We start from the raw sequence: 13,562 nt of genomic DNA on the forward strand, positions 1-13,562 counted from the left end.
CCGATGACGGTGTGACGCGGTGTCCTACGGCTTCTCGGCCACGGATTCGGCTTCCGGGCCGGGCTTGCGTTCGGGCGCGTGCAGGGGAATGTCGCGCATGCCGCGCAGGGGCGAGAAGAACAGCCACAGGCCCGCGCAGCACCCGCCGATGACGGCGATCCACAAGGTGGGCCGGACGCCGAGGAGGGTGGCGAGCCCGCCGCCGACCAGTCCGCCGACCGGCAGGGTGCCCCAGGTGATCCAGCGGGCGGCGGCGCTGACCCGGCCGAGCAGCTCCGGCGGGCAGGCGGCCTGCCGGTAACTGGTCAGCGAGATGCCCGCGACGGTCGAGGAGAAGGTCCACGAGATCCAGCCGAAACCGAACAGCAGCACCCACCAGCCGGAGCCGGCCATCGGAATCAGCAGGCCCGGCAGCGAGAGCACGGTCATGGAGATCCAGCTGATCCGCGCGGAGCCGAACCTCGCGGCGAGATGCCGCGCCGCCACCCCGCCCGCCACCCCTCCGACGGCCCCCAGCGCGAGGAGCAGCCCGACCAGGCCGGGGCGCAGGTCGAGGGTACGGATCAGGAAGACCGGGCCCAGGGTCTCCACCATGATGACGAAGAAGTTGGCGGTGCCGTTGAACGCCACCGAGTTCCGCAGGATGCGGTCGCGCAGGACGTAGTCGAGCCCTTCACGGATCTGCGAGCGCAGCGTCGGCCGCGGGCCCGGTTCGGTCTGACGGCGCGGTTCGGGGGAGCGGATCGCGCTCAGCGCGCTCGCCGACAGCACGAAGGAGACCGCGTCGGCCGCCATCGCGCCGGCGGCACCGACCAGGGTCACGAGACCCGCGCCGGAACTGGGCCCGGCGACCTGGGCGACCGACCGGGAGGCGGCGAGTTTGCCGTTGCCGTCGAGGAGTTGGTGGTGTTCGAGGACCGCGGGCAGGTAGGCCTGATAGGCGACCGCGAAGAACACGGAGAGGACGCTGGAGACCAGGGCGACGGCGTAGAGATGGGCGAGGGTCAGGGCGTCGAGGGCATGGGCGAGCGGCACCGATCCGATCACCAGGAAGAGCGAGACGTCGCACCAGATCATCAGCCGCCGTTTGGCGACGCGGTCCACGATGGCTCCGGCCGGCAGGGCGACCAGGAGATACGCGCTGGTCTCCGCGGCGGCCAGCAGGCCGACCTGGAACGGGGTGGCGTCCAGCAGCACGACGGCGACCAACGGCAGGGCGAGAACGGTGATCTGCGTCCCCATCTCGCTGACCGTCTGACCGCCCCACAAGAGCAGGAACTCGCGGTTCTTCCAGATCGAGGAATGTCTTTTGCTGTCATCGACCATCCGTCAGATGGTGTCATCGGCCCCAACGCGTGTCCATGCCATCCTCAGTCACGGAGGTCACCGAATTCCCCGCCGACGACGCTCCGCCCCACGGTTCCCGACGACGAGACGGACGTGACCATGTGCGCTGACCGGTGTGTCGCCGTACGCGGGCGGGGGTGAAGGTGGGCGCCGGAAACGCGAGCGCGCGCGACACACCCGTCCGGGGCCGGGCGGGGGCCCTGGCTCTCCTGCTCGGCGCCGACGCGGCGGTCCAGTTCGGATCCGCCGCGGCCGCCCTGCTCATCCCCGACGTGGGCGTCTGGGGCGTACTCGTCCTCCGGCTCACGGTCTCCGCGGCACTGCTGCTCGCGCTCTGCCGCCCGGCCCTGCGCGGCCATGGGACGGGGGACTGGGTGGTGGCCGGCCTCCTGGGGCTGACGCTGTGCGCCTGGAACAGCTGCTTCTATCTCGCGATCGAGCGCATGCCCCTGGGGCCGACCGTCACGCTGGAACTGCTCGGTCCGCTGACGCTCACCCTGCTCGGCTCCCGGCGCGCCACCGACCCGCTGTGGGCGCTGCTGGCCCTCACCGGGGTGTTCCTGCTGAGCAGGGACGGTTTCGACGGTCTCGCCCCCGCCGGGGTGGCCTTCGCACTCTGCGCCGCCGGCCTGTGGGCCTGCTACATCCAGCTCAGCGTGCGCACCGGCGTGCGCTTCCGGCGGCTCGACGGGCTGGCGGTCGCGATGGCCGTCGCCGCCGCGACGAGCGTCCCGGTGGGCCTCGCCTTCGGGCGGGTGACCCTTCCCGGGCCGGGCGACACCGGGCTCGTCGTCGCCGTGGCCGTGCTGTCCTCGGTCGTGCCCACCGCGTCGGAACTCATCGCTCTGCGTACGCTTCCCCCCGTCGTCTTCTCGGTCCTGATGAGCCTCGCCCCGCCCGCGGCGGCACTGGCCGGACTGCTGGTCCTGGGCCAGGCGTTGACCCACCTCCAGTGGCTGGCCATGGCGCTGGTGGTCCTCGCGTGCGGTGGAGCGCTCCTCACCCCTGCTCCGGCGCGCCGGGAGCGGTGAGCGCGGGCTCGGAGTCCGGCGAGAACGATCGCGCGGCGATGGTGTTCTTAGACTGGCCGCGTGGAGGACATCGATGCGATCGCGGCCCTGCAGGATCCGGTACGGCGTCGCCTGTACGCGTACGTGACGGCGCAGGGCCGCGAGGTGGGCCGCAACGAAGCGGCCGAGGCGGTCGGGGTGGCCCGCACACTGGCCGCGCACCATCTGGACAAGCTGACGGAGGTCGGGCTGCTGGAGAGCGGCAGCCGCCGTCTGACGGGCCGGTCGGGACCGGGGGCGGGCCGCCCCGCGAAGGTCTACACGCCGGCCAGGACCGAACGGTCGGTGTCGCTGCCGGCCCGCGACTACCGCACGGTCGCCGAACTGCTCGCCGAAGCCGCCGAGCAAGCGGGACTCGACGCCCGGCTCTTCGCGGCGGCGCGTCGCCGGGGGGAGGCGGACCGCGGATCGGCCGCGCCCTGTGAGGGCCTGGACGACGCCATGGAGCTGCTGGCCGCGCGGGGCTACGCGCCGCACCTCGAAAACGCTGACGCCGAAGGCGCCGTCGGCGTCGACGGGGCCGGCCCGCGCGTCGTGCGCATGCGCAACTGCCCGTTCCACGTGGTCGCCGAACGCTTCCCGCCGCTCGTCTGCGGAATGAACCTCGCGCTCGTGGAGGGACTGCTCGGCAGTGGCACCGTGACGGCCCGGATGGACGCCCGGCCGGGGGAGTGCTGCGTCGTGCTCGAAGATTCTAAAAACAATATTGATTGACATAGAAAAGCGGGCCGTGCTGGGATGAGGTCATGACCTCTCCACAACACGCCTTCCACCTGGCCGAGTTGAACGTCGTCACGCTGCGCCACCCCTTCGACCACCCGCAGATGGCCGATTTCGTCGAGCAGCTCAACCCGATCAACGCCGCCGCCGACGGCGCACCCGGCTTCGTGTGGCGGCTCGTGGCGGACGGGGAGGAGGACGCCACGGGTCTGCGCCCGGCGGGCGAGGACGTCGTCGTCAACCTCTCCGTATGGCAGACACAGGAAGCCCTGTGGGAGTTCACCTACCGCAGCGGACACCTGGAAGTGATGCGCCGGCGACGCGAGTGGTTCGACCGGCATGTCGAGGCGCACCTGGTGCTCTGGTGGGTTCCCGCGGGGCACATCCCCTCCATCGAGGAGGCCCTGGACCGACTGGCGAGCCTGCGGACCGACGGGCCCTCCCCGCGGGCGTTCACCTTCACCAACTCCCACACGGCGGCGGAGGCCGCCGCCCTCCTTCCGGCGGCGCGATGAGCGGGCCGGGCCGGCTCGGGTGACGCATGTCCGGCCGTGCACGCTACCCACCCGCGGTCCAGTCACCTTCCATGGCGATGGCAGGCTGGGGAGAGACACCCACGGGAAGGCCGGTCGGAACGCAGATGAACAGCAGTGCCCAGAACGCCCTGGAACGTGCCGCCGGTCACCAGCAGCGCTTCGACGCGTCGTTCGAGAAGTACTTCGCCGACCTCGCCGAGGACCTCAACGGTGCGAGGCTGGGCCGCTTCACGCCCCGGTGCCTGGAACTGCTGGCGGAGTTGTCGTTGCGCGGCGGGAAGCGGATCCGGGTCGTCCTGATGTACGAGGCGGCACGCCTCGTCACGGAGGGGGAAGCGCCGGGACTGCTGGAGGCCGCGCTCAGTCTCGAGCTGCTGCACAGTCACGCGCTCATCCTCGACGACATCATGGACGACTCACCCACGCGCCGCGGTGGCCCCTCGACGTACTACGCGTGCCGCGCGGACCACCCCGACAACCCGCAGACGGCGATGGGGCTGGCCATGATGGCGGGCGATCTCGCCGGCTTCCTTGCGCTGCGCGTTCTGCACCGGGCGGACCTGCCCGCCGAGCGCAAGCGGGCCTTGCTCGACGTCCAGCTCGGCGTGACGACCGACACCGTCATCGGCCAGATCCTCGACCTCGAACGCGACGTCGCCCCATCGGTGGACGAGGAACTGCTGGAGACCGTGTGCGAGTACAAGACCTCCCGGTACTCCATCCTCGCCCCCCTGCGCCTGGGCCTGCTGGCCGCGGGCGAGGACCTGGCCGGACACGAGGAGAGCCTGCGCCGCTACGCCGTGCCGGCCGGCATCAGCGGCCAGATGCGTGACGACTACCTCGACCTCTTCGGCGACCCGGACGTCACCGGCAAGCCCAGCGGCGCGGATCTGCGGGCAGGCCGCCTCACCTACCTGGTCCGTGACCTGCTCGCCGCCACCGATGCGGACGACCACAGCACCGTCAAGGCCGCACTCGGGAGCCCCGCGTGCACACCGCAGACCATCGACCGTATCCGCGACATCGCCTACCGGTGCGGCGTGCACAGCCGTCTGCAGTCGTCCATCGACCGGTACGCGGAAGCCGCCTCCGCCGAAGCGTCGTCCTGGCGTCGGCGCTGGCGCCCCGAGGCCGTGGGCTTCTTCGAGCAGCTGCCCTCGTGGAACGCGAAGAGGACCCGGTAGTCCTCCGTAAAAGCGTGAGGGGTCGTCACCAAGAGCGGCGGCACTCCGCACCCGCCACCGCCTCGGCGACCCGGTCGGCCAAGTCCTCCCACGGGCGCGGAGCGACGACCGGCACGCCCGCCGCGTGTGCCTGCGCGGCGAGCCACCGGCCGTACAGCACGCTGACACGTGCGCGGTGGCTCTGCGGGCTGGCCGCCGGCTCCCGGCGCAGATAGTTGGCCGTCACCTGCGCCTCGTCGTCCTCGTGGAGGAAGACCGCGCGGACCGGGCCCCCGGGCGTCGCCGTCCCGGGCAGTACGTAGTCACCTTCCAGAATGATGGGTGTGCCGGTGCCGACGTGGTTGGCCACCACCGCCTCGATCGCGGGCTCCAGCGCCCGGGCGATCGCGATCTGCCGCTCGACCACCGACTCCGGCGCGCGATGGGCGGCCTCCGGGTGAGTGCGCCAGAAGTGCACCTCGGGCAGGTGCTCGGGCCGTGTCACCGCGAGGAGGGCCTCGACGATGTCGTCGGCCTCCACGACGGGCACGTCGTACCGCCGTGCCAGCGCGCGGCAGACTCCGGTCTTCCCCATGCCCGACGCGCCCCCGACGACGAGCACCCGCCAGTCGGCGAGGCCCTGCACCCGCTCCACTTCGTTCACGCGGGCAGAGTAACGGGACCCGGTCCTGCGGCCCGCTCGTCGGGCATAACCTCGCCGCGCGCACGATTCGGGTCATGGACCAGGGGTAGCCGTCTTCGTATGGCCCATACACATGCAAAGACGACGGGACTGCTCGTACGCGCCATCCAGCGTGGCACCACACCCCGGCACGCGCGGTCGAACCGTCGTCGTGGCCGCCTGCGTCGACGGCTCCTCGCCTACCGCGACGTGGAGATCCTGCATTCCGATGTGCCTTCCGCCCGTGAGCACAGCCTGCTTCTGGTGTACACGCGTCGAGTGGTCGGCCGGCTCACCTACGAGCTGTGCGACCAGTGCAGCAGCGGGCTGGTGACCGAGGTCTACGTCGAGTCCTCCCTGCACGACAGCGGCCTGGGCACGCGCGCCCTGTCCCACCTGCGCGCCTGCTACCCGGATGTCGACTGGCGCAGCAGCCTGACCCGGCGCATGACGCGCGATCTGTTCCGTCGTATGCGCCTGCCCTCCGTGAGCACCAAGCGGACGTGTGCCCACCTGCAGACCGCCGCGAGCGCGGGGTCATCTTCCACCCTGGCCTCCTCCCGGGCGGAGTGAGGCCCGACCTGTCGGACGGGAACGTCCTCCGGCTCGACGAGCGGCCACGGCACCATCGCTGACCACGGCACCACCGCTGAGGGGGAACCGTCAGGCCGCGTGCGAGAGCGCGAAGGAGACCAGGAAACCGGCGACCGTGATGAGCCCGATGGCCAGGTGGGCGTCCTCGAAGGCCTCGGGAATCATGGTGTCGGCGATCATGGCGAGGATCGCCCCGGCGGCCACCGCGGTCACCGCGGCGATCACGGAGGGGGAGAAGCCTCCGACCACGGCGTACCCGAGCACCGCTGAAACGGTGCAGGCAGCGGCGATGGCTCCCCACACGCCCAGGGTGTACGCCCGGCTGCGCCCGGCGCGCCGCATGCCTGCCGCACTCGACAGGCCTTCCGGGACGTTGCTGAGGAACACCGCCGCCACCGTCACCAGGCTGACCGCGCCACCGTCGAGCAGGCTGACCCCGATCACGGCGGATTCGGGCACTCCGTCCAGCAGCGCCCCGAACGCCAAGGCTGTTCCGGAGCCGGCCTGTTGAGCCTCCGTCGGCTGCTGTTGGGTTCGGTGGTGGCCGGAGCGCTTACGGTGCCGGGCGCCTCGCCTCGCCAGCCACACGTTCCCGGCGGTGTAGGCCGCGGCCCCGACGAGTGTGCCGATGACCGTGGGGGCGAGCCCCGCCTGCTGGTACGCCTCATCGATCAGCTCGAAGGAGACTGCCGAGATCAACACCCCGGCCCCGAAGGCCATGATCGTCGCGATCACCTTCTGCGGCACCCGCAGTAAGTACCCCACCCCCGCCCCGAGCAGCAGCGCGGAGCCTGCGACGAGCCCCCAGAGTCCGGCCAGTACGACATCTGCCATGCGCGGTCATGTACCCCGCAGGGCGGAAGGATCACGCTCGCGCGGTCGGTGATCGCGTCAGTGCTCAAGCACAGGAGTCCGTGGCGGTTGCGGATCGGGATGCTTCGGGCCGGTGGCCGGTGATCAGCGTCCAGGCGTCGATGTCCTGATACTGCCGGGGACCTGGATGGCCGACTGTCGTGCTGCCGACCAGGTGGAGGCGTTCGGTCCGCCAGGGGCGTCCGGTGAAGCCGTCGAGGCAGGTTGCCGCCGCCGTGACGGACGCGGTGTCGTAGCGGCGGGCGCGGGCCAGCGTGAGGTGGGGGCGCAGCGTACGTTCGGCGAAGGCGACGCCGCTGTCCCTGATCCGCGCCCGTACCGCTTCGGCCAGCTCGTGCAGCCCTTCGAGATCACCCTCGATGCCGCTCCACAGCACTCGCTCGTCGAAGTGCCCGCCACCGTGCAGCGCCAGTTCGAGAGAGGGACGGGCGGCCGCCAGCTCGGCGAGGGGCGAACGAAGCTGCTGGACGGTCTGCACCGGCAGCTCGCCCAGGAAGGCCAGGGTGATGTGCCAGTCCTCGATGCGGTTCCAGCGCAGGTCGGGATAGGCGGCATAGGCCGGGCTCAGTGCGTGCGCCAGCTCGTTCTTCGCGCCGTCGGGCGGCGCGAGGGCGACGAACGCGTGCTGGGTGGCGGTCGGGGGCGGTTCGGTCACGGATGTCTTCTTACCTCATGCGTCCGTCGGGCCGAAGCCCGGCTGCCCACGGAGCGGTCCTACGCTGCGCGCCCTGGGCAGCCGGCCGTGCCCCGAGGCTTTGACGACACCGCCTGGCGGAGTGGTGGGGCGGTCGTCGAGTCACCGCCCAGGAGCGGAGGCTTCCGCTCGCGACGGGGCGGAGGCGTCGGCGAGGTCGGCGCCGGTGTCGGCGTCGCGCCGGGAGTGGCCGACGCCGTGCCAGTCCAGGCACATGACGGTCGCGTCGTCCTGCAGGTGGCCGTGGTTGGCGTCGACGATCGCGGCAATCAGGGTGCGGGCGGCCTCGCGGGGATGCAGCGCGCGCGTGCGCACGATCAGATCCGGCAGATCGAGGCGGTCGGCGTTGCGCTCCAGCATGCCGTCGGTGAGCATCACCAACCGGTCGCCCGCTCGCAGGTCCAGCGACTGGACCCGGTAGGTGTGGGGGATCTCGAAGCCGAACGGCATGTCGACCTCCGGAGTGATCTCCTCCACCCTGCCGTCCCGCATGCGCAGCGGCCAGGGGTGCCCCGCGTTGATGAACTCGCTGCTGCCGTCGACGAGGCTGATGCGCAGCAGCTGACCGGTGACGTAGCTCTGGCGGCCGTGCTCGCGCATGGCCTGGTCGGCCTGGCGGGCCTGCTCGGCGAGGTCGGCACCGGCCCGTCGGGCCCGGCGCAGGGCACCCACCAGGAGAGTGGCCAGCAGCGCGGCGTCGACCTCGTGCCCCATGGCATCGGTGACGGAGAGCTGCACGGTGTCCCGGTCGACCACGTAGTCGAAGGTGTCGCCCCCGACGTGATCGGCGGGTTCCAGTGCGCCCGCCACCGCGAACTGCGCCGCCTCGCACGCCAGCGAAGCCGGAAGCAGCCGGTGCTGGATCTCCGCGGCCAGACTCAGCGGCGAGGTACGGCGACCCCACTGGTACACGTCGGTGTAGGACCGGTTCGCGATGACGATGTAGGCCAAGGCGTGCGCGGTCTCGCCGATCTCCCGCATGACCTCCTTGTCCGGCGCCGCGGGCAGGAAGAGTTCGAGGAGCCCGATGGCGTCCCCACGGTTGGTCACCGGCGCGACGATCCGCACCAGCCCGCCCTCGCCTCTGTCCTCCATGCAGGGCCGCTGGGTGCGGATCACGTCGTCGTACAGGGTGCCCCGCAGACTGATGCGGCGGGCGGGCTCACCGGTCTCGACGCTCCCCGCGACGCCCAGCCGGACGACCGAGGCACCGGTGAAATCGGTGATGAGGAACGACACCGACGCGGCCCCGAGGCGGTCTTGGAGTATGTGCGCGACCACGTCGAGTGATTCCACGGGCGCCGCGGCCTCCGCTGCCGTCAGCGCCTCCGCCAACGTCATGGCACTCCGGCCATCTCCGTTCGCGGCCCCGTTCCCGTAGGTACGAGTGGGTGGTTCACCGCCCGCCTGAGGCCCGTACCCGGTCACACTGTCTCCTCGCTGTTCGCGGCCTTGGGGGCGCGTTCCCGCGGTGGGCGCTGGGACGGTGCCGCTGCCGGCCAGATGATATTGCACCACAGAGCCCCAGTACCGGTATGCCCGTCGGGCAGGGACCCGCGTCCTTGCCGGCTGCCCCGGCCACCGTGTCGGGAGCTTGGACAGGCCGGCGATCGTCCGCTGAACGTACGGCGTATCAGGTGATATAAGCAGCGCTCTCCGCGCGCCTGACGGGGTGTTGCCCCGGCTCCCGTGCAGGTTGATGTCGACCGTCATAGGAGGCGTCCCATGTCTGTGCCCCTCTCCGCACGTCGCCGGGTCTCGACCCTCGTGTCCGTTCTGGGCGCGGGTATTCCCGCTCTCGCTCTTGTCCTGTCCGGTCCGGCAGGTGCCGCCCCCGGCACACCAGAGCCCTCGCGCCCCGAGGATGACTTCGCCGGCTCCCAGATCCTCAGGCACGAGGGGGCGAGCAAGAGTGGCGCCGCACTCGCCGCCTCCCGGGGGACCGAAGGGGTGGACGTCAGCAGTCATCAGGGCAACGTCCCGTGGTCCTCGCTGCGGAAGTCCGGCGTGAGGTTCGCCTACATCAAGGCGACGGAGTCCAAGAGCTACAAGAACCCCTTCTTCGCCCAGCAGTACAACGGGTCATACAAAGCGGGCATCATCAGGGGCGCGTACCACTTCGCCACCCCCAACACCTCGAGCGGCGCCACCCAGGCCCGGTATTTCCTCGCGCACGGCGGTGGCTGGTCCAAGGACGGCAAGACCCTCCCCGGCGCTCTGGACATGGAGTACAACCCCTACGGCGCCACCTGCTACGGCCTGAGCCGCCAGGGAATGGTCAATTGGGTGAGGGACTTCTTCAGGACCTACAAGGCCAAGACCGGCCGGAACGTCGTCCTGTACACCTCCACCAACTGGTGGCGGAGCTGCACGGGGAACTACTCGGGGTTCAGGAAGACCCATCCGCTGTGGGTGCCGCACTACGGTTCCTCCGTCGGAGCCCTGCCCGGGGGCTGGAAGTACCAGACGGTGTGGCAGTACACCTCCAAGGGGAAGATCGTCGGCGACCACGACCGGTTCAACGGGAGTCTCACCCGCGTGAAGGCCCTCGCCAAGGGCTGACCGGCGTCCGAACGGCGTCGGCCGTGCCCCGCCGGGTCCTCGGTGCACAGGACGACCCCCTGGGCGCGGGCTTCCCAGGGGGTGGCGCGGACAGTCAGCGGAACAGGCGGAAGAACCCGCGCACCTGATCGACCAGCGACGCCGGCTGCTCCAGCGCGGCGAAATGGCCACCACGCGGCAGCTCCTCGAACCAGCGCAGATCGGTGAACCGCAGCTCGGCCTCCCGCCTCGACGGGCGGGTTATGTCGCGCGGGTAGACGGACAGGCCCGATGGCGCGGTCACCTTGTCCCGGAAGCCTGCGAAGCTCTCCCAGTACAGGCGAGCCGACGACGTGGCCGACGCGGTGAACCAGTACACCGAGATCTCGTCGAGGATCGTCCGCCGCGACAGCGCGTCCTCGGGATGGCCGTCGTTGTCCGTCCACGCCCAGAACTTCTCGGCGATCCAGGCGGCCTGCCCCGCAGGGGAGTCGGTGAGGCCGTAGCCGAGCGTCTGCGGCCGGGTCGCCTGGATCGCCGAGTACCCCCGGCCGGTGCGCCGCATCTCCTGCTCGGCCTCGAGATTCGCCAGCTCCGCGGGCGTCGGGTCGTCGAACGTGCCCGCCGCCACGGATCCCAGGTTCAGGTGCACGCCCGCGACCCGCTCGGGCGCCACCTCGCCCAGCGCCCCGGAGAACGCCGAACCCCAGTCACCGCCCTGCGCGCCGTACCGTTCGTAACCCAGCGAGACCATCAACGTGTCCCAGGCCCGCGCGGTGCGCGTGAGGCCCCACCCGGTCGTCGACGGTTTGTCGCTCCAGCCGTACCCGGGCAACGACGGCGCGACCACGTGGAACGCGTCCGCCGGGTCACCGCCGTGCGCCCGCGGGTCGGTGAGCGGGCCGAGGACCTCCAGGAACTCGAGCACCGACCCCGGCCACCCGTGCGTGAGCACGAGCGGGAACGCGTCCGGCTCCGGCGAGCGGACGTGCAGGAAGTGGATGCCCAGCCCGTCGATCGTGTCGCGGTACTGCGGGAACACGTTCAGCCGCTCGGCGAACCCGAAGTCGTAGTCCTCGGCCCAACTGCGGCAGAGCTCCTGCGCGTACGCCAGCGGCAGCCCCTGTGACCAGTCGTCCACCGGCTCGCGCTCGGGCCACCGTGTCCGTCGCAGTCGTTCACGCAGGTCCGCGATCTCGGCTTCGGCGATGCTGACCTCGAATGGCTCGGCGGACATGGCAAGGCTCCTTGCTGGTCGAGTTGCTGGTCGAGTTTGCTGGTCGAGGCGTCAGCGGATCGGATGCTGGTGGGCCGTCGGCGCGGGCTCCCGCGCGCCGCGACCGGCATCGCGAGCGCGGAGGTCAGCGACCACGCGGCGAGAATCCATGCGGTGGCCCCGAACGGCACCGCGAGTGCGTGGCCGATGGCCGGCAGGGCCACCGACGGCGCTCCCAGTGCCACGTACATCGGCAGCACCAGCATCCCCAGCGTCAGCCCCAGCCGACGCCCGTCCGGGGCGTCGGTTCGCTCCGACGTCGAGTCCTTCCCAGACGGGATCGTGTGCCGCGTTGTCCCCTGCCGGGCATGTTGTGACATGCTAAAGCTCCTTTGAGTGTCACGTTAAGGAGCGAAGAGGAGACACGTCAAGTGCGGGATGCGTATCACAGCCCCTCGGGGGTCCAGGCAGCCGTCGACCTGGCCAACACCTTGATGCCGGTCAAGGGGGAGGACGAGCTCGAAACCGTGGAGCAGCTCCGGGAGTTCCTTGACGGCCATCCCGAGGTCGTGCCTCCGGGGTCGGCCGCGGACCAAGGAGCCGGTCCGCGGCATCTCACCCGTGCCGACCTGGCGGAAGTCCGCGCGGTGCGCGAGACGGTGCGTGCGGTGCTCGAACGGGCGGACACGGACGCGGTCGAGGCCGCGGCTCTGCTCAACGACGGTCTGCGTCGCAGCCGCGCCACCCCCGTGCTGCGCCACGAGGACGACCGCTGGTGGACCGAGGTGACCTCCGACGCCGACCGCTGCTCGGCGCATCTTGCTGCGACTACGCTCAGCGCCCTGGCCTCCGTCATCGCCACGCTCGGTCCCGCTCGTCTCGGCGTATGCGCCGGGCCGACCTGCCGGGCCACGTTCGTGGACCTCTCGCGCAACGGCTCGAAGCAGTACTGCACCCGAACCTGCGCCCACCGGGCCAGCGTCGCGGCCTACCGGAGTCGGCGCAGCCCGCGGTGAGCGCCGGCGCCTGACTCTGTCAGGACGGCTCCGGGGTGTCGTCCGAGGTCGCCACCGACGGACTCAGGTCCCCCAAGCTCGGCGACCAACTCGCTGACGTCTCCGCCGTCCTCCCCCTCTACGTCGTGTTCCTGACCGTCACGGCGTTGGCAGGGAATACTGTCGCCCAAATCATTCAGCCGTGACACACGCACGGCCTCGGCTGCCCCGGTCGGTCGATGAGTACGGGGTGTCCTTCACCCATCCAGCATGCAGAACGACAGCGTCCGGGCGAACAAGCGCGTCTCACCTCCTCGCGCGGGGGAGGCACACATCACCAGTCTGGCCATGCGGTCGGCGCCAGCGCCAGGTCGGATCGTCAACTCGCGGAGTTGCGGCGCGGGTTGAGCCTATTTCATCCTGTTCCTGGAGGATGAAGCGTGCAAACAGGTCATCAAGCGCACCGCAAAGTTCCGGGAATTGACCGATTGATCAGTGCTTGCCTTCCTGTCGATCGACAGAGGGTGTCACCTACAGGTCGTTCTGGAAATCGAACTTGTACGGCCCGGAAACGTACTTGTCGCTGGAGGTCAGATCCGCCGTAACGGCGTGATCAGGGAGAACCTTGCTGGCCGAACCGTTGAGGCTCGCGATATCGCGACCACCCTTGAATATGGTGATCGTGAACACATTGGTGCCGCCACTCTTGTTCAATCCGGTGTACGTGATCCGGGCGCGACCGCCGAAGTTGCCCAACGCGTCGCTGGGCGTGATGGAGTCCAGCCTCCAGTCACCATTTTGGATCGGCGGTTTCGTGCCCTTGCCGGCGGGAGGCGCCGCGCTGCTGGTCTTCCTCCCGTCGGCGGTCTCACCGGCGCTGGCCTTCGCCCCACTGTCGTTCGTATCGCTGCTGCAGGCGGTTAGGCCAGCCAGCAGTAGTACGCCGATGACTGCCGCCGATAATGGTTTCGTTCGTCGTCGTTGGACGATGTCCATCGCGCCTCCCGAGGGAATCCCCCGTGCCCTCTCATTCGACCGCTTACCGGCGGGTTTAACAACCCTCAGAACGAGTCGCAGTCTCCCGCGATCACCGCCGCCGGACTGAACGAGAATTTCTACTGCACCAGTTCG

General features: G+C 70.4%; 14 protein-coding genes. 7 read left to right on the plus strand and 7 right to left on the minus strand.

What is annotated here, in order from left to right; genetic code table 11:
• Positions 1-24: 24 nt before the first annotated feature.
• On the minus strand, positions 25-1,326 hold the full coding sequence (locus ACZ6B8_RS25285) for an MFS transporter (RefSeq protein ID WP_471071489.1): 1,302 nt from the start codon (positions 1,324-1,326) through the stop codon (positions 25-27).
• A gap of 164 nt (positions 1,327-1,490) precedes the next feature.
• Between ACZ6B8_RS25285 and ACZ6B8_RS25290 the strand changes: the two genes are divergently transcribed.
• The 4 genes from ACZ6B8_RS25290 to ACZ6B8_RS25305 all read left to right on the plus strand — a co-directional run bounded on the left by ACZ6B8_RS25290 (position 1,491) and on the right by ACZ6B8_RS25305 (position 4,857).
• Complete coding sequence (locus ACZ6B8_RS25290) at positions 1,491-2,378, plus strand: EamA family transporter (protein ID WP_471608733.1); 888 nt, start codon at positions 1,491-1,493, stop codon at positions 2,376-2,378.
• Between the two features lie 60 nt (positions 2,379-2,438).
• A complete protein-coding gene (locus ACZ6B8_RS25295; protein WP_471071483.1) occupies positions 2,439-3,131 on the plus strand; it encodes a helix-turn-helix transcriptional regulator in 693 nt (230 codons plus the stop codon).
• 32 nt (positions 3,132-3,163) lie between these two features.
• Positions 3,164-3,652 carry a DUF3291 domain-containing protein gene (locus ACZ6B8_RS25300; protein ID WP_471071480.1) on the plus strand — a complete coding sequence of 163 codons (489 nt, stop codon included), beginning with the start codon at positions 3,164-3,166 and terminating at the stop codon, positions 3,650-3,652.
• 125 nt (positions 3,653-3,777) lie between these two features.
• Positions 3,778-4,857 carry a polyprenyl synthetase family protein gene (locus ACZ6B8_RS25305; RefSeq protein WP_471608734.1) on the plus strand — a complete coding sequence of 360 codons (1,080 nt, stop codon included), beginning with the start codon at positions 3,778-3,780 and terminating at the stop codon, positions 4,855-4,857.
• A gap of 25 nt (positions 4,858-4,882) precedes the next feature.
• Here ACZ6B8_RS25305 and ACZ6B8_RS25310 read toward each other — a convergent pair whose 3' ends face one another.
• Positions 4,883-5,500, minus strand: coding sequence for a hypothetical protein (locus ACZ6B8_RS25310; RefSeq protein ID WP_471608735.1), 618 nt, complete (start codon positions 5,498-5,500; stop codon positions 4,883-4,885).
• Between the two features lie 99 nt (positions 5,501-5,599).
• On the opposite strand from ACZ6B8_RS25310, the gene ACZ6B8_RS25315 reads away from it, so the two are divergent.
• Positions 5,600-6,091 carry a hypothetical protein gene (locus tag ACZ6B8_RS25315; RefSeq protein WP_471608736.1) on the plus strand — a complete coding sequence of 164 codons (492 nt, stop codon included), beginning with the start codon at positions 5,600-5,602 and terminating at the stop codon, positions 6,089-6,091.
• Positions 6,092-6,181: 90 nt separating this feature from the next.
• Here ACZ6B8_RS25315 and ACZ6B8_RS25320 read toward each other — a convergent pair whose 3' ends face one another.
• The 3 genes from ACZ6B8_RS25320 to ACZ6B8_RS25330 all read right to left on the minus strand — a co-directional run bounded on the left by ACZ6B8_RS25320 (position 6,182) and on the right by ACZ6B8_RS25330 (position 9,020).
• Complete coding sequence (locus ACZ6B8_RS25320) at positions 6,182-6,946, minus strand: ZIP family metal transporter (protein ID WP_471608737.1); 765 nt, start codon at positions 6,944-6,946, stop codon at positions 6,182-6,184.
• Between the two features lie 64 nt (positions 6,947-7,010).
• Positions 7,011-7,640 carry an RNA 2',3'-cyclic phosphodiesterase gene (gene thpR, locus ACZ6B8_RS25325; protein WP_471608738.1) on the minus strand — a complete coding sequence of 210 codons (630 nt, stop codon included), beginning with the start codon at positions 7,638-7,640 and terminating at the stop codon, positions 7,011-7,013.
• Between the two features lie 141 nt (positions 7,641-7,781).
• On the minus strand, positions 7,782-9,020 hold the full coding sequence (locus ACZ6B8_RS25330; RefSeq protein WP_471608739.1) for a PP2C family protein-serine/threonine phosphatase: 1,239 nt from the start codon (positions 9,018-9,020) through the stop codon (positions 7,782-7,784).
• 384 nt (positions 9,021-9,404) lie between these two features.
• On the opposite strand from ACZ6B8_RS25330, the gene ACZ6B8_RS25335 reads away from it, so the two are divergent.
• Complete coding sequence (locus ACZ6B8_RS25335; protein ID WP_471608740.1) at positions 9,405-10,241, plus strand: lysozyme; 837 nt, start codon at positions 9,405-9,407, stop codon at positions 10,239-10,241.
• 94 nt (positions 10,242-10,335) lie between these two features.
• Here the strand turns inward: ACZ6B8_RS25335 and ACZ6B8_RS25340 are convergent, their stop codons facing one another.
• A complete protein-coding gene (locus ACZ6B8_RS25340; protein ID WP_471608741.1) occupies positions 10,336-11,457 on the minus strand; it encodes an epoxide hydrolase family protein in 1,122 nt (373 codons plus the stop codon).
• A gap of 410 nt (positions 11,458-11,867) precedes the next feature.
• On the opposite strand from ACZ6B8_RS25340, the gene ACZ6B8_RS25345 reads away from it, so the two are divergent.
• Positions 11,868-12,452 (plus strand): CGNR zinc finger domain-containing protein, encoded by a 585-nt coding sequence (locus tag ACZ6B8_RS25345; protein WP_471608742.1) that lies wholly within the window; start codon positions 11,868-11,870, stop codon positions 12,450-12,452.
• Between the two features lie 510 nt (positions 12,453-12,962).
• Here ACZ6B8_RS25345 and ACZ6B8_RS25350 read toward each other — a convergent pair.
• Positions 12,963-13,427, minus strand: coding sequence for a hypothetical protein (locus ACZ6B8_RS25350; RefSeq protein ID WP_471608743.1), 465 nt, complete (start codon positions 13,425-13,427; stop codon positions 12,963-12,965).
• Positions 13,428-13,562 lie beyond the last annotated feature (135 nt).

It is taken from the genome of Streptomyces sp. NPDC041122 (assembly GCF_055592445.1).

Bases quoted from the DNA above. Each gene is read 5' to 3' on its own strand.
- ACZ6B8_RS25285 (WP_471071489.1), bottom strand. From the start codon at position 1,326: ATGGTCGATGACAGCAAAAGACATTCCTCGATCTGGAAGAACCGCGAG.
- ACZ6B8_RS25300 (WP_471071480.1), top strand. From the start codon at position 3,164: ATGACCTCTCCACAACACGCCTTCCACCTGGCCGAGTTGAACGTCGTC.
- ACZ6B8_RS25305 (WP_471608734.1), top strand. From the start codon at position 3,778: ATGAACAGCAGTGCCCAGAACGCCCTGGAACGTGCCGCCGGTCACCAG.
- ACZ6B8_RS25315 (WP_471608736.1), top strand. From the start codon at position 5,600: ATGGCCCATACACATGCAAAGACGACGGGACTGCTCGTACGCGCCATC.
- ACZ6B8_RS25320 (WP_471608737.1), bottom strand. From the start codon at position 6,946: ATGGCAGATGTCGTACTGGCCGGACTCTGGGGGCTCGTCGCAGGCTCC.
- ACZ6B8_RS25330 (WP_471608739.1), bottom strand. From the start codon at position 9,020: ATGACGTTGGCGGAGGCGCTGACGGCAGCGGAGGCCGCGGCGCCCGTG.
- ACZ6B8_RS25335 (WP_471608740.1), top strand. From the start codon at position 9,405: ATGTCTGTGCCCCTCTCCGCACGTCGCCGGGTCTCGACCCTCGTGTCC.
- ACZ6B8_RS25340 (WP_471608741.1), bottom strand. From the start codon at position 11,457: ATGTCCGCCGAGCCATTCGAGGTCAGCATCGCCGAAGCCGAGATCGCG.
- ACZ6B8_RS25350 (WP_471608743.1), bottom strand. From the start codon at position 13,427: ATGGACATCGTCCAACGACGACGAACGAAACCATTATCGGCGGCAGTC.